Source organism: Methanobacterium sp. CWC-01, assembly GCF_030323845.1.
In the GTDB taxonomy this organism is placed as follows: Archaea; Methanobacteriota; Methanobacteria; order Methanobacteriales; family Methanobacteriaceae; genus Methanobacterium; species Methanobacterium aridiramus.
In genome coordinates, this window is the sequence record NZ_CP040735.1 from 313,196 (window position 1) to 328,549 (window position 15,354).

13 protein-coding genes are annotated in these 15,354 nt (G+C 42.0%); 3 read left to right on the plus strand and 10 right to left on the minus strand.

The window, feature by feature from the left end; translation table 11 throughout:
- Positions 1-3 precede the first annotated feature (3 nt).
- Positions 4-1,479 carry a tetraether lipid synthase Tes gene (tes, locus tag FGU46_RS01620; protein WP_286475860.1) on the minus strand — a complete coding sequence of 492 codons (1,476 nt, stop codon included), beginning with the start codon at positions 1,477-1,479 and terminating at the stop codon, positions 4-6.
- 70 nt (positions 1,480-1,549) lie between these two features.
- On the opposite strand from tes, the gene FGU46_RS01625 reads away from it, so the two are divergent.
- On the plus strand, positions 1,550-2,068 hold the full coding sequence (locus tag FGU46_RS01625) for a CDP-2,3-bis-(O-geranylgeranyl)-sn-glycerol synthase (protein ID WP_286475862.1): 519 nt from the start codon (positions 1,550-1,552) through the stop codon (positions 2,066-2,068).
- Positions 2,069-2,116: 48 nt separating this feature from the next.
- Here the strand turns inward: FGU46_RS01625 and FGU46_RS01630 are convergent, their stop codons facing one another.
- The 7 genes from FGU46_RS01630 to truA form a co-directional block, all read right to left on the minus strand.
- Positions 2,117-2,803, minus strand: coding sequence for a hypothetical protein (locus FGU46_RS01630; RefSeq protein ID WP_286475864.1), 687 nt, complete (start codon positions 2,801-2,803; stop codon positions 2,117-2,119).
- Positions 2,804-2,815: 12 nt separating this feature from the next.
- Complete coding sequence (locus tag FGU46_RS01635; RefSeq protein WP_286475866.1) at positions 2,816-3,859, minus strand: hydantoinase/oxoprolinase family protein; 1,044 nt, start codon at positions 3,857-3,859, stop codon at positions 2,816-2,818.
- A complete protein-coding gene (locus FGU46_RS01640) occupies positions 3,856-4,878 on the minus strand; it encodes an ATP-grasp domain-containing protein (RefSeq protein ID WP_286475868.1) in 1,023 nt (340 codons plus the stop codon). Before FGU46_RS01640 ends, FGU46_RS01635 begins: the two co-directional genes overlap by 4 nt.
- Positions 4,875-6,185, minus strand: coding sequence for a nucleotide sugar dehydrogenase (locus tag FGU46_RS01645; protein ID WP_286475870.1), 1,311 nt, complete (start codon positions 6,183-6,185; stop codon positions 4,875-4,877). The genes FGU46_RS01640 and FGU46_RS01645 overlap by 4 nt, the downstream gene beginning before the upstream one ends.
- Positions 6,186-6,365: 180 nt before the next feature.
- Positions 6,366-7,676, minus strand: a complete 1,311-nt coding sequence (gene wecB / locus FGU46_RS01650; protein WP_286475872.1) for a non-hydrolyzing UDP-N-acetylglucosamine 2-epimerase — start codon at positions 7,674-7,676, stop codon at positions 6,366-6,368.
- A 52-nt stretch (positions 7,677-7,728) separates the two neighbouring features.
- Complete coding sequence (locus FGU46_RS01655) at positions 7,729-9,159, minus strand: DUF460 domain-containing protein (protein WP_353619905.1); 1,431 nt, start codon at positions 9,157-9,159, stop codon at positions 7,729-7,731.
- Between the two features lie 98 nt (positions 9,160-9,257).
- Positions 9,258-10,118 carry a tRNA pseudouridine(38-40) synthase TruA gene (gene truA, locus FGU46_RS01660; RefSeq protein WP_286475874.1) on the minus strand — a complete coding sequence of 287 codons (861 nt, stop codon included), beginning with the start codon at positions 10,116-10,118 and terminating at the stop codon, positions 9,258-9,260.
- Positions 10,119-10,291: 173 nt separating this feature from the next.
- Between truA and FGU46_RS01665 the strand changes: the two genes are divergently transcribed.
- Both FGU46_RS01665 and hisA read left to right on the plus strand, forming a co-directional pair.
- On the plus strand, positions 10,292-11,203 hold the full coding sequence (locus FGU46_RS01665; RefSeq protein ID WP_286475876.1) for a DMT family transporter: 912 nt from the start codon (positions 10,292-10,294) through the stop codon (positions 11,201-11,203).
- Between the two features lie 173 nt (positions 11,204-11,376).
- A complete protein-coding gene (hisA, locus tag FGU46_RS01670) occupies positions 11,377-12,087 on the plus strand; it encodes a 1-(5-phosphoribosyl)-5-[(5-phosphoribosylamino)methylideneamino]imidazole-4-carboxamide isomerase (RefSeq protein WP_286475879.1) in 711 nt (236 codons plus the stop codon).
- A 43-nt stretch (positions 12,088-12,130) separates the two neighbouring features.
- Here the strand turns inward: hisA and FGU46_RS01675 are convergent, their stop codons facing one another.
- Both FGU46_RS01675 and FGU46_RS01680 read right to left on the minus strand, forming a co-directional pair.
- Positions 12,131-13,366: a putative PEP-binding protein gene (locus FGU46_RS01675; protein WP_286475881.1), complete on the minus strand. Its 1,236-nt coding sequence runs from the start codon at positions 13,364-13,366 to the stop codon at positions 12,131-12,133.
- A 160-nt stretch (positions 13,367-13,526) separates the two neighbouring features.
- Complete coding sequence (locus FGU46_RS01680) at positions 13,527-15,104, minus strand: flippase (protein WP_286475883.1); 1,578 nt, start codon at positions 15,102-15,104, stop codon at positions 13,527-13,529.
- Positions 15,105-15,354 lie beyond the last annotated feature (250 nt).

A 15,354-nucleotide genomic window follows, 5' to 3' on the forward strand; every position in this document is an offset into this window, starting at 1 on the left:
AAATCAGCTTTTGAGTGGTTTAGAAAATTTTTTCTCAATATCCTGGCGATAAATAGCATTCATGGAACAGAATGGAATTATGCGGCCATCTGGAACGGCATAATGGATAACACATCTTTTGACCCGATCCTGGTCGAAATTCCAGGGGTCCATGAAGTGCATACATGATATTAAGAGAGTTTTATGATGGAAGTCACCTAACGCATCATAAGATCTGTCTTTGAAAACATTAAGGAGTATATTTTTAATGTCCAGTGATCCTGGGGCTTTAGATGGGTGTACAGTTTTGGGAAGTTCAACTGAAGCTCTGGCCACTACTTTAGCCTTGGATACTATCCCACCATCCTTAATATCATCACTACTCTTGGCGAGAAGTTCAAAAAAGCGGTCCACATCCACAAATCGATTGATAGGAATTATTTCATCATGGTCAATGAAGATATACGTTGCCGAACCGCAGTGGGGATGGCAGGTGAATGTGACTTGATCATCCCCTTCCATGGCCGCTATAAAGTCAGATATGGGTATGATGGATGATGGAGGGTAAAAGTCATCTATTTTTATCTGGAAATTGGTTTGCTCCTCCACCAGCTTTTCAAAGTCTGGTATGGTGATGCGCTGTTCTTCGACACGATTGGCGGGTGTTCGCCCGGCAAAGGAGACTGGTTGGAAGTTAACCCCCCGGATAATGTCTATGTTTTCCATGGCAAATCGTATAATGTCCCCAATTTGATGATCATTTATCCCCTTTACTAAAGTTGGTACCAGTACGATGCCCAGGTCTGCCTGGCGACAGTTTTCGATGGCCTCCAGTTTCCAGGGTAAAAGATTCTTGCCCCTATTCTTTAGATAGGGTTCTTCCGTAACTCCATCAAACTGAAGGTAAACTGTGTTGAGCTCAGCATCTTTAAGATCCTTGGCCAGTTGAGGGTTAGTGGCCAGTTTGATCCCATTAGTGGCAATCTGAGTGTGACTGAATCCTTCTTCCTTGGCCAGTTTAATCAGATCCACAATGTCTTTACGGACAGTGGGTTCCCCACCAGCGTACTGAATGGCAGGGGTGGGAACCGGACGATTAGACCTTAGATTCTTTAGCATCTGCCTTATATCTTCATATGAAGGTTCGTAAAGATATCTAGAAACAGCAGCATTGGCAAAACATATGGGGCAACGCAAATTACAACGATTGGTAACATCAATAAGACCTAGAACGGTATGACTTTCGTGTTCCGGACAGAGACCACAGTTAAGAGGGCATTCATTAGTGATTTTAGTTTGAGGATTTTCCAACCCCTCCCCCCTCGTGTCATATTCAGATGCCTTTTCGTATATCTCTTCACTGCTCCAGTAGGTATTTTCATAGATACCGTGTTCCGGACATTCCTTTTTTATCATGATCTGGTTGTGTTCTTCGTAAACTTCGGCATCAACAACCCGAAGACAGTGAGGACACAGGCTCTTGGTTTTCTTAATAACCATAACTTCACCTAGTATACTATTTATTGTAGAGCAAATAACTATTACTTTAGTTTTAATTGGGAGGAGAAAAATGGACCCAACTATTATCAGTGTTTTCAGTTTATCAGTCTATGCTATATACTTTATGTTACCAGCCTACTTGGCCAACGTAACCGCCTTAACCTTCGGAGGAGGCGCTCCCCTGGACTTCAAAAGAAACTTCGCCGATGGCCGACGCATCTTCGGTGATGGAGTTACGTGGAGGGGGACCATCATTGGAACCCTGATAGGTGGGGGGGTTGGTTTATTACAAGGATTAATAATGAGTAATCCAGTTCAAGGTTGCATATTAGGCCTTTTCCTTGGGGGAGGAGCACTCATAGGGGATGCTGCCGGCAGTTTTATAAAAAGAAGGCTGAAAATCGAAAGAGGGAGGCCCGCACCCCTTTTAGATCAATTAGATTTTGCTATTGGTGCACTGATATTTGCATCTTTGATAGTAACTATTCCTTCCAACCTGATAATAACAATTCTAATTATAACCATCTTTTTACACCTTGGAGCTAACATGATCGCTTATCTCTTGGGTATGAAGAAGGTCTGGTACTAAAAATAGGATATTTCTAATTTTTATATTTTATATCAACTTTTTTTTATCTCAACTTTTTAACACCTGGGAAGAGGCCTGCATCAACTTGTAGGTATGGTACATGGCCTCGAAGAAGTTATTCCATTCGGGCATCTCATAGACTAAAACAGGTATTCCAGCATTGGTGAGAGGGTAGTCAACCACGGTAATTGAGCTAGCCTGGGCTTTGGTATTACTGGATCCGGGATAAAAGTTAAAATAGGATAGGATCTGATGGACTGCTTCTCCAATGGAGACTGATTTGGTATCATGGGTGGGAGTAGCGATATAATAACCTTCCCCATAACCCTGTTCATGATCATGGCTTACGATCACCAGTTGATAATTGGACTTTATTATATCGGGTATTGCATACTGGGCAACCAGAGCCTCCCCATTATTACGCCCTATCGTGAAGTTATCCGGTTGATCTTCCACCATGACATGATAATCAGCCACCTCCACCCGGTTTAAAAGAGCAAAGAGTTTTATAGCCTGGGGAACCATTTTGCTAGCCAGTTCCTCCCGGGGGTGCATTCCGGTAATTACTGCGATTCTGACAGTGGGAGTTCCATAATGTGAGTAAACATCCTTAGTCACGGACCCCCTATTGTCGGAACCCAACTGGGATTGTTCGCTTATATTGGCCCATAAAAAAACCACAACCAAAAATACTAGTATGAAAAGGAGGATTTTGAGATTTTTGTCCATCGCCATATTGATTCTCTATTAGATATTTTCATTAAATATTTTACTTCTCAGAAATTCTTCCATTAGAAGAGCAGTCCCTACAGCAGGAGCAGCAATACACTCCTCCATGGTTAATAATTCATCCATACCGGTTACCTTAAGCCCCAGGAGGTTAGCTGCCTCCCTACCAACTTGATTCATCCCTAATCCAGTTACCACCACCTCCTCGAGATCATTACTCTCTGCAACTTCTAATAAGGCTTCTGCCACCCTTTCCAACTGTTTCTGGTATACGTACGAAGCCAACTCTTCAACCTCCTCTTCAGTCAGCACATCTAGATCAGAACATATTACCCGGGCCATCCTCTGCATGCACTCCTTTCTGGATTCACCGGATCCGTCCGGAGTAGGACAGGAATATTCATTTTCTCCAATATTTTCCAGGATGACGTGGACATCAGCGGTTATGGCAAATAATTCCGAAGCCACCCTGACCCAGATATCTTGAAGTGGTACCCGGTCTACCAGGGTGGCTACGTTGGTCCTTAAAAGTCCCGTGTAAACCAGTTCTCCAGTTGCCAGTCTTTCCAGGTCTGATCTGCCCCTGGCACACTCCTGACCGTCCTTTATGGGTATGATGTCCGTGGTGGTACTGCCGGTATCAACCAAGATACAGTCCGGTGAGATCATGGCAGCCAGTGGAGCGGTGGCAATCCAGTTGGCAGCTGCCACTTCCAGGGGTTTTGCCAGGACTTCCCGGTGGTCCATGACACCCTCCTGTCCCACGAATCCCATCTGAATACTGGTAAGTTCCCGTGTCTTTTTGACTATATCCAGGACCCCCTCTCTTTTGGTGGCGTAGGCATCCACCAGTTCTGCAGTCATGGACACCCCCATGGCATCCAGATCATTAAAATCTGATCCCAACATATTTTTTATGACATTGCCCAGATTCTCTTTCTCCATCCACATGGGCAGATACTCATAGTCAACTCTTATATTTTTTATATCGCCAGAGGCTGAGAATTCAACCACCGCCAGATCAGTGGTTGCCCCGCCAATATCTAATCCTGCAATTTTCATCTAATCACCGTTACATCCATTTCATGAGTTCTTTTGGAAAAGTATGCTTCTCCATCCAGCCGAATGGTATGTGGCAAATTGCCCTGCGCCGCATCCAGAACAGCCTGACCGAGATTGAAGTTCACCAGTTTACGGAGGGCGATGTAGGGGGTGGTGATTCGGGAGTTGATCTCCACCAGATGTACATGGTCTCCCAATATCAGGTCCACTCCCACATAACCGCGCAATCCCTTTATCGATTCTACGGCCTTTTTTGCAACATAAAATGCTTCATATTTAAGTGGATGGTCTAACGGAGTTTTTCCCCCATTATAATCTATATAATAATCATTTATGTTGATATCTTGTAGATTAAGACTTATTGGGATTGCCTTCTGGCCATCAGACAGCAAACTAACACTACAACTATCCCCTTCCACAAAATCTTGGAGTAAAAAGAAAGGAGAAGAGCTGTTCTTCTTGATCTGTAAAGCAGCCGCCATGAGTTTTCTTTGAGAATCAACTATTCGTACTCCAGAACAGGATACGCCATCAGCGGGTTTGACCACCTTGAGTTTTTCATAATCAATTAGTCCCTTGATGGGGGTGGAGTTTTCCAGATCATCAAAAAATATTTTTTCAGTGTTAATCAGGGGAGAAACATTTTTTAAGGCCTGATAAGTTTCCCACTTATCAGAACAGGTAAAAACTCCTTCTGATAACGAACCAATAACTTTCAATCCGTGTTTTTCGATGGCTCGGGTGATCCTGTACAGAATGAAATCCTCTTCAGGGGCTATGGGAAGGCAAGCATCATAATAGGATAGATCTTCCTCCAACCATTCATCCACATTCTTAGAGATGATTCTTGCTTGGCAGCTTCCCACTTCTAAAGGTAATGATTGATGGGAGATTAGAAATGATGTATTTTTACTGTCAAAATCCTCCAACAGACCCTGTAACATGGCCCGGCCCTCAATAACTATGGATGGATCTTCAATTCCACGGGCAGTGGCGTACTCTAAAATCAAAAGTTTCAAGATCTTCCCACTCCCTTAAAGGTAACACCAGCCATCCGGAATCTATCCGGATCCAAAATGGGCCGAGTGCAAATAAAAAGGCCGTTTTTGATCATAGAAGGTTCTATCTGACTATAAATATCGTGATCAGTTACCAGAATAACACAATCACATCCTAATATCTTCTTAATATCCGCTGGTTTCGCACCAAAGGATTCCACTACTTTTTGTGGTACATGAGGGTCATGAGCATATACTACTCCTCCGGAGGATAATAATTCTCCAATCAGATCTTCCGCCGGTGATTCTCTGGCATCGGCCACGTTTCCCTTATAAGCCACTCCCAGTATCCCTACTTCAGAGTCTTTCAAATCCTTTCCTTTCTCTTTCAACGCTTCACGGGTCATTCTTATCACTTCCAGGGGCATATTTTCATTTACCATCCGGGAAGTTTTAATGAGAGGAGTGTCAATACCCTGTTTTTTTGCTATTTCCACCAGAAAATAGGGATCTATGGATAGGCAGTGCCCGCCAACACCGGGTCCAGGGATGTGGATGTTTACCCGAGGATGATGGTTAGCTGCTTTTATAGCTTCCAGGGCATCTATACCCATGGATTCACATATTAATGCAAATTCATTGGCCAGTGCAATATTCGTATCCCTATACGTGTTTTCCATTAACTTTACCATTTCTGCAGTCTTTAGATCCTTTACTCTAATGATTTGACCACTGGTGATCCTCTGGTAAAGGGATGATGCTTTTTCAAAACTGCAATGATCTATTGCACCCACTATACGTGGGTTATGGGCTATTTCATCCAGGGTTTTGTTAGGTAATGCCCTCTCCGGAGTGTAAGCCAGGCCAAAATCCACACCTACTTTTAATCCGCTTTCTTCCAATAAAGGGATGGCCAGATTTTGACAGGTGCCCGGCGGTACCGTGCTTTCTAGGATAACTAGATCACCCTTTTTCAAACCTTGGGCTATACTTCGGCAGGCCATTTCAACTGCTTTCAGGTCAGACACCTTATTTTCATCCACGGGGGTGGGTACAATAACCATGTGCACCTCTGAATGTCTGGAAGCTTCTCCCATATCAGTAGTTGCAGATAGATGTGAACTTTTCACGGTTTCATGGACCATCTCATCCAAACCCGGCTCCAGTATAGGTGACTGACCCCGGTTAATCTTCTCAACGATTTGGGAGTTAATATCAGCACCTAAAATTTTCAGGCCACTCCTGGCCAGTAATGCCGCGGTGGGCAGGCCCATATGGCCCAAACCATAAATAGTGACCTTTGTATCGTTCCCTATCTTGCATGCCATTGAAATTTCCTCTAATACGAATTCATCAACTTTAAATCTGCCAATCTAAAATTTTATAGACTCAAACTTGTCATAATGAACTAATTCATCTTTATCAATGTTATACTATCACTTAAGCTATTGGATGATCTAAGCTGCCAAAGGGTCTAAACTGCAGTAATAGACGAACACTCAATATAATTAAAGCCCTTTCCCTGACATTAGAACCATTTTACCCCCTAAATTAAGTTCTGGTTCCGGGAATATTGGCTCCCCATCTTCAAATACTATTTTAACAATTGCCTGATATTTATCTTCAAATTCAGATACATTTATGATTTGATCAACCCTAATCAATTTAGTGGTGTTAACTCCGGTGATAAAGTCTGGTGCCTCAATTTTAAGTCCACCGTGGGATTCTATTTCAGATATGGTGTCCACAATCTTTATAGACGCATTACCATCCCCATAAGGATTGGGAGCCTCTTTCATGGTATGATAAAGATCTTCATCCCCTAAAATATTCCGAACCGAGTTCACTATTTTTTCCTGGGACGTCCCCACTAGAATGTTCCCACCAGCCTGCACGGTTTCCGGACGTTCAGTGTTGTATCTTAGGGTGATACAAGGCAAGTTAAGGGTTATTGCTTCTTCCTGAATTCCACCTGAATCGGTCATTACCATTTGAGACTCAGAAAGTAGTAGTAGAAATTCCAAGTACCCCATCGGTTTTATAATCTGAATATGGGGTGCTTCTTCCAGTTTTTCATACAAACCGAATTCCTGAAGGTTCTTGGTGGTGCGGGGATGTACCGGGAAGATAATGGTTAAATCTTCCAGTTCCAACAGGGAGTTAACAATTTGGCCCAGCCTCTGGGGGTGGTCAACATTCTCAGCACGGTGCAGAGTCAGAGTTAAAACTTTGGCTCCGGAATCGATTTTAAGTGCCAAGTCAGAATTTTTCCTGGCAATTTTAAGATTTCGTTGACAGGCATCCACCACCGTGTTGCCAGTGATAAAGATGTTTTTAGGATTAACACCTTCGAATAATAGATTAGTGGCTGCAGTGTTGGTTGGTACAAAAAATAGTTGGGTGCAGACATCAGCCACCATCCGGTTTATTTCTTCAGGCATGGTTTTATCATAAGAACGCAAGCCCGCCTCCACATGACCAACCGGAATATGAAGTTTGGCTGCCACCAGTGCCCCTGCCAGGACCGCGTTGGTATCCCCTTCTACCAGGACAATATCCGGTTTTTCTTCTAACAGGACCTCCTCGATACGACTGATCATCATGGAAGTCTGTTCTCCATGGGCCCCCGAACCAACCCCAATATTATAGTGGGGTTTTTCCAGGTCCAGGTCCATAAAAAACTGCTGACTCATCTCATGATCATAATGCTGGCCGGTGTGTACCAAAATGTAGTCAATTCCCCTGTGCTTCACTTCATCTATCAGGGGAGACATCTTGATAATTTCTGGCCGAGTACCAATTACAAAAGCAATCTTCACTTTAAACACCTAATCATTCATTCCATAGATACGTTAAATACCACAGAGAATTTTATGAATTATCAGCAGATCTCCTTCTCTTAGCTCGATATTCATCAATAACATTTAAAAGTTTTTTCCTATCTTCACTGGCCTTCCTATACCTAACCTGGGTTTCCCAGTTTTCAATTTGGCTTCTAAGTGAATCAGCACTGACCACTGCAAACTTATCGATCTTCTTCAGTTCAACCTTTTCCAGGGGAAGAAGGGGAATCATGTTTTTCTCAAACTCTTCCTCAGCGGTATGAGACATCTGATCATTAATTATAACCGCCTTTATTTTCCTCTGGATAATTAGAGAAGCTGTATGGGATCCTCCGCCTTTGGAGTTTTTAAGGAAAACAACATCTCCTTCTTTTATCTTCCAGTAATCACAGGCTTCCTTTATACCTTCTCTCGTGAATGATTCTATTATTTTAACTGGCACCACCTTTTTGGAGAGCTCCAGGGCCTGGATATTTTTTATGGAACTTAGATTTTCCTGCAGGTTCTGCCTTAAATCCTTTTCATGTTGATATTTATCCTGTAATCTTTTTATTATAGCAATTTTGGATGCTAACTCTTTTTTCTCCAGAATTCCTTTGGAGTACTGGTAATGGAGATCTTCAATTTTCTCCTTCAGGCCTGAAATCTCCAGCCGAGCCTCCCCTAACTTTCCTTCCATTTTAAGATTCTGCTTTTTTAATTTTTTAATCTCAGTTTCCTGAGATTTTATCTTCTGTTTCAACCGATTAATATGACCTAAATGCTCTAAAGAACTATAATCCTTAGGAGGCTTAGATGATCTATCAAGTTTTAATTGTGATTCTGAATTATTATCATCATCTAATTGACTTTCCTGGTCTTTTCTAGATTCTAAGATATAATCCATAGCTTTACTAACCGGTGTACCCTGCAAAAACATAATTTTGACATTATCCACTTCTGAAGAAGTTAAACTCAACTCTTCAGCCTTTTTGACTATCTGTTGCAGTTTGTTCTGGTATTTTTTGTAGGTTTTTAAAGCTGCTGCCAGGGCATCTCTTTCATGGGCATTCTGAGGGATTTCATCAGAGCGCTCCACTTTAGATTTAGGAAAAGAAGATTTTTCATTTAAATAAATTTCCACAGCTTCGATTTTAGATTCTACCGACATGAATCTGGGAGGAGCATCAATACGTGACTGAAGGATGGAGGAAAGTTTCTTAACCATCTTAGGAGGAGGGTATACGTCGGTAGATATCAACACCGCCTTTCCATATCCAATTATATGGCTGACAACCCGGGACCGGCTGGCTTCCTTAAAGCTTTTAACCGATAAAACCCGGCCATTAAGATCCATTATGGCCACTCCTACGGTGTGTCCCGGATCAAAACCAACAATAATGCCCCTGATAGTTTTTAAGTCTTTTGAATCTTCAAATGAAGAATTAAGATTGTTGTAATTTCTGTTCTTATAAAACAGACTTTTTCCTCCTGGGCAGAATTAATTTCCCAATAATAATATGGTTTCCCTACTATTTAATTATTTGTAGTCCCAGAATGATGTCAAATCACTCCAAACTATTTTAAAACTTTTAAATCATTAAATAAAGGGGAGATGTAATTTTCATTATAATCCAGATTCTCCATCATTTCTAGGTAAGCAGCCGAATGAGTCCTGGTATTCATATAATTTTTCATTAATACCGAAAGGAATAATTTCCGGGCGTAGGGATCCTCAACAAATTTAAGTTTATCATAAGTTACATCCATCAATATCAGTCCCTCCGGGGGTGCTGGAGTGATAAATACCTTTTCTTGTGGGTTTAAAAATTCATTAATATCATTGGTATCAATTTCTCCCTGGCCAACATTAATCAAGACTGTTATAATCTTACGAACCATATTCCACAAGAAACTCTCACCCTTAACATCAAAACATATTATTTCACCCGCATCCCTGACCTGTAGATGGTCTATGTTCCTTCTAGGATTCCTTTCGCTTCTTTTTGTAAAATTCCTAAAGTCATGGGTGCCAATAAATAACCCGGCAGCTTCCTTCATTCTTTCTACATCCAAATTTTCTCCGAAGGGATTTTTGGCCATCAAGTAACGATAGTGGCGTTGTCGGGCGAATCGAGGTTTGAACCCATAGTGTACGCTGGCCTGGGCCAGAACCTTTATAGAAGCAGGTAACAGGTCGTTTATCTGATTTACGTTTATCTTTGACTCAGTGCGAAATGCAATCACATTTCCCAGAGCATGAACCCCCCGGTCGGTTCGGCCGGCAATGGAGTAACCAGCATCGGATGGGTTATCAATTATTCCTGATTCTGTAAGGGCTTTGATCAGTTCACCTTCAACGGTAGGTAGACCCGGTTGTCTTGCAAACCCGTAGAAGTCAATTCCCAAATAGGCAATTTTTAAAGCAATTTTCAACATTTAAACAGCCATCAGTTTAAGTAAAAGTTCTGAGTTATCTGGTAATTTAATCATTATTTGGTGTCTTGGACTAGATTATTAATCTCTAACCACTAATTCTATATAAGATATCAGATTGCAAGATGATAATTATTATCTGAGTTCAAATTGGGCTAATTTTGTGGGGTAATGGAATGAACCGTTTATGGGGATATATCAGTGTCATAATGGCCATGACTTTTTTTGGCATCTCCAACACCTTCAACAAGATATTGCTGCAGACTCTGGACCCTATAGATCTGGCCGCACTTTCCTACTGCCTGGCAGCTTCATTCCTGTTCCTGGTACGCTATTCTCCGCTTAAAAAAAGACTATCTTCATTTCTGGACACCGGACATGACCTGGAGAACTTCATGTCCCCCCAGGACTACCTAATCCTCTTCAGCACCGCTCTTCTTGGAATTGTTATTGCTCCTCTCCTTTATCTAAATGGTTTAAAGTACACCACAGCCGTTAATGCTTCGCTTCTTTTAATTGTGGAGATCCTGTTTATTATCATCATAGGAACCCTGTTTCTTAAGGAACGTTTCCAAAAAAAAGACATTACAGCCTTTTTCCTCCTGATACTGGGAACAGTTCTTTTGGTCACAGGCGGCAATTTAGAAAATTTCTTTATAAGTTACAGTTGGGGAAATCTATTAATCATATTGGCCGCCTTTTTCTGGAGTATAGACACGACTTTAAGCAAATTTTTAAGCTTTAAAAGTGATATAATCCTCATTACTGCCCTTAAATCAGCCATAGGTGGCCTGGTGCTCCTTGGCATATCAATTTCCCTGGATTTGAAAATTCAGATGTCCCTGGCTTATTTACCTTACCTGCTATTTGTGGGCTTATTCAGCATTGGGACCGCTCTAATCCTTATTTACTTGTCTATCCGGATCATTGGTGCCACTCGGGCCGGCACATTGTTTTCCCTTGCCTCACTATTTGGAGCAGTATCTGCTTTTCTCATCTTGAAAGAACCTTTTACCATTATGCAACTATTCTTTGGACTTTTAATGCTATCCGGAGTGTTCATATTCTATCTAAACGGTAAAGAATGACAGTAACATGACTTAAGATCACAATGTGAGGAACGAATTGCTAAAGAAGCTAAAATGTTTGATATACCGGTTAGTATAATAATCAAAGATGAATTACTACAACGAATTAGTCTAATGAACTTACAATAATTGAAGATACAATTTTATATAAGGTTTTAAATAAGGTGAAAAAATTGATGGTCATTCCTGCAGTTGATATTAAAAATGGGAAATGTGTGCAGCTGGTCCAGGGAAAACCTGGAACAGAGCAGGTTATTCTAGAAGATCCAGCAAAGATTGCCCGGCAGTGGGAGGATAGAGGAGCCCGAATGATCCATGTCATTGATCTGGGCGGAGCCCTGGGGGAATCAAAGAACCTGGAAATCGTAAGGGAAATTCTAGATTCTGTATCCATACCCATACAGATGGGTGGTGGAATAAGAACAAAAGAAGATGCTCTTAATCTCCTGGATATGGGTATAGATAAGGTAATTCTGGGAACAGTTGCCATGGAAAATCATGGAGTGGTAAAGGATCTCTCAAATAGTTTTGGAAAAGAAAGAATCCTGGTGGCCCTGGACAGCAAAGATTCCCAGGTGGTGGTTCGAGGCTGGACTGAAAAAACAGATAGAACCGCTCCTGAGATGGGTAAAATCTTTGAAAGACTGGGAGCTGGAGGAATCCTATTTACCAACGTTGACTATGAAGGGCTAATGAAGGGATTCAGTTTAAAACCCCTGGAAGAACTCCTTAAAGCAGTACATATGCCAGTAATTTATTCTGGTGGAGTCAGCACCCTGGAAGATGTTGAACAGCTTTCAAAAACAAGAGTAAAAGGTGTGGTAATTGGATCAGCACTTTATAAAGGTAATATCAAATTTGAAAAAGCTCTTGAATACGAGTAAACAAGGTCCAGTGAATAAAAAGAATTATTTGTATAAGACTATGTTAAAGCAAGTATTTGGCTAAAACAGCATCCTCGGCTGCAGATACCACCTTGCGCATCTTTAATATTTGATCGGGATTGGTGGAGATGGAACTAATCCCCATTTCAATTAGCTTTCTCACAATATCTGGGTTAGAAGCAGCATGTCCGCATATACAGCATTCCATACCCTGATGGTTGCATTTTTCAATTACCATTTGTAACAACTTCCATACCGCAGGGTGCATCAGATCAAAGTGTTTAGCAACCTTAACCCCCCGGCGGTCCACAGCCAGAGAGCACATGGTCAGGTCGCTCATACCCAGGGTTACAAAGTCCAGGCCTTCCTTTAAAAATTGGTCAAAACTTAAGAATGAAGAAGGAGTTTCCAGGGCCACCCCTAAAGGGATATCATGGTGTGGACGAAGACCAACATCTTTCATAATTGATTTTACAGCCATATATTCTGATAAATCTCTCAGAAAAGGTATTTTCATACCCAGATTATCATAGCCCTCATCCAGTAATCGGTTTATAGCCCTGAACTCCGACTCCAGGATGCCCCTATTCTGAAGATCCTTCTGGATACCACGCAACCCCAGCAGAGGATTATGTTCATAAGGTTCGACCTCACCCCCATCCAAACCCCGAAGTTCATCGGTGGGGATGTCAAACGTCCGGAAATAGACACTCTTAGGATGGAAAGCATCGGCGATGATCCTAACCCCATTGGCGATTACCTTATCCAGCTTATCTTGTTTAAGAAGTTTTTGGGGATGCTTTCCGGTGCGTACAATGAGGTTTTCGATTCGGATGGACCCCACGCCATCAGATAGTGGTGCTACCTTCTCAGCTATCTCCGGAATATTGAGATTCACCTTCACACTGGTGGCCGGACGGTGCATTTCCATTGGCCCATCCTTTTGCTCCATTTCCACAAAACCACGGTAGATGTTCCCAGTATGACCATCCACCGTAACCAGAGCTCCTTCCTGGAGTAACTGGGTTCCTATCTCCGTACCTACCACGCAGGCCACTTTCATCTCTCGCAGTACAATGGCCACATGACTGGTTAAACCACCATAATCAGTTACCACCCCTCCTGCCCTCTGCAGATGTGACAGCATATCACGTGCGGCCCTGGATAAAACCACAATTTCACCACCCTCCAGGCGGAGGAGGTCTTCTTTGTTTTCTATCTTTCTAACTCGCCCTACCCCCGTGTAGGGGCTGGTGCCTATTCCCCGTAGGATAATCATTATTTTATATTCTATTTTTGCTGGTAGAAATAGATTTTTAGCCAAATTAAAGGTTGATACGATCAACGAAAGCTCCCTAAAAGATATTATTCCCAAAATTACATTTGAATATCCTGTATTATCATCAAAAAACGAAGGAAACTGATTGAATTTTAAACCATCAGCGTGCAAATCTATCCAGGAAATCGGCTATTTTTTTACCCGTTGAGGATAATGGGCCCATCCTATCGCTTAATTTGTAGATGGCTCGAACGTCACTCTTTTTCATTCCACCGACTAGTATGAGACTAATCGTGTATATGGGAGCGGCCAAAACCATGGCCACAACAAGGAATGGGAGAGTTTTGGGCAGGATCAGGAAAAACAGTCCTAATATTGCGGTAGCTGCCACGATACGGACAAAGTTACCCATGGAAAGAGAAACATCGGCGATTTTTAGTATCTTCCAGGATAAGGTGGTCATGATGAAAAATCCGGATATGGTGGTGGCAACGGCAGTACCATTAATTCCATAAAGGGGCACCAGATAAAGGCTCAAACCCAGATCCAGGAAGGTTCCTAATACCAGGATAACCATGGGGAGATATGGTTTCCCAAAGCCCTGGGCAATGCTACTGGACACCGTGTATATGGTGAAAAATAGCATACCCATCGCCAATATCTGCAAGGCCTGGGTTGCGTTTAAGTACGCAGGGCCGATGATGTTTAAGATGGGGGCGGCGAATAACATGGTCCCCACCGATAGTGGCAGGACCAGAAGAGTTACATAACGGTAAGACTGGTTGATGTAGGTTTTAAGAAGACTTCTATCGTTGGTACTCACAGCTTCAGTGGCTGCAGGTAAGAGGGCCGTGGAAACGGCTGTGGATATGGTTAAAGGAAGTCGGGCTATGGGAGTGGCTATACCGTAGTATCCCACATACTCACTGGCTAAATAAATACCCACCACGAAGTTGCCCACAAAATCAAAAAGGGCCAGTTCAGCCAGGCCAGTGACAACCACCGGGAAAGAGAAAAACAAAAGCATTTTGGCAATGGAGATCTCCTGCCTGAAATTAAAATCTAATTTAACATCCTTGAGTTCCAGGCCAATTCCTCTCCTGTATAGCACATATCCAGCTACTAAAGAGGCCATAAACCCTATGGTGGTACCGATTATTGCTCCAGCAACATAAAAACCTGCTAGAACCAGGAATATGGCTGATATTATCATAAAGACCTGTTCAAAGGCCTTGGTAATGACTATATTACCCATCTGATGTTTTCCCTGGAAGGTACCCCTCAGGGCCCCTACTAACACACTGAAAGGAGTGATCAATGCCACCAGCTGGAAAGGTAGAATGGCTTCTGGTTTGTGGAACAAACCCACTGCCAATGGTTCGGCCAATACAAAGATGATCACACTAAAAAGCATTCCTAAAATGAACACCATCTTGGTGGCGGTGTGTATGACCAGCTTAACCATCTCATCATTTTCTTGAGCAGAATACTGGGCCACATACTTAGCTATAGCTGGAGGCATGCCCCCAGAGGCAATCATTATAAGGATACCTTGCATAGGAGTCGCTAAACTAAGAATACCGTAGCCTACCGGACCTAAAAGATAAGCCATGACAAAACGATAAATAGCTCCCCCCATACGGAAGATAAAAGCCCCGAAGAGCATTATTATACTGCCTCTTGCTATTTTTGTGGTCATGTTACGCCTCAAGGAGTCTCTATAGACAAATCTTACCAAAAATATCCCCAAATGTTAGTAAGAAAAGGATCTTAACTTAAAAGATGAATTCACATCTTCATTATTAATAAATGTAGTTATCTATTCATTAACTCTGGCCCTAATCTGATATAAACTGGACTTAATAAAATAATTAAAAAAAATTATCAAAAATCTAGCATTAAGATAGGTTTTTAAACCTCTCCCAATTAATACCCAAATATCATGCTATTCTAGTTCATGAAAATAATCTTGCAAATGAGGTGAATAA

Excerpts from the sequence above, each read along its gene's own strand:
- tes (WP_286475860.1), bottom strand. The coding sequence starts at position 1,479 with ATGGTTATTAAGAAAACCAAGAGCCTGTGTCCTCACTGTCTTCGGGTT.
- FGU46_RS01625 (WP_286475862.1), top strand. The coding sequence starts at position 1,550 with ATGGACCCAACTATTATCAGTGTTTTCAGTTTATCAGTCTATGCTATA.
- FGU46_RS01630 (WP_286475864.1), bottom strand. The coding sequence starts at position 2,803 with ATGGCGATGGACAAAAATCTCAAAATCCTCCTTTTCATACTAGTATTT.
- FGU46_RS01635 (WP_286475866.1), bottom strand. The coding sequence starts at position 3,859 with ATGAAAATTGCAGGATTAGATATTGGCGGGGCAACCACTGATCTGGCG.
- FGU46_RS01645 (WP_286475870.1), bottom strand. The coding sequence starts at position 6,185 with ATGGCATGCAAGATAGGGAACGATACAAAGGTCACTATTTATGGTTTG.
- truA (WP_286475874.1), bottom strand. The coding sequence starts at position 10,118 with ATGTTGAAAATTGCTTTAAAAATTGCCTATTTGGGAATTGACTTCTAC.
- FGU46_RS01665 (WP_286475876.1), top strand. The coding sequence starts at position 10,292 with ATGAACCGTTTATGGGGATATATCAGTGTCATAATGGCCATGACTTTT.
- FGU46_RS01675 (WP_286475881.1), bottom strand. The coding sequence starts at position 13,366 with ATGATTATCCTACGGGGAATAGGCACCAGCCCCTACACGGGGGTAGGG.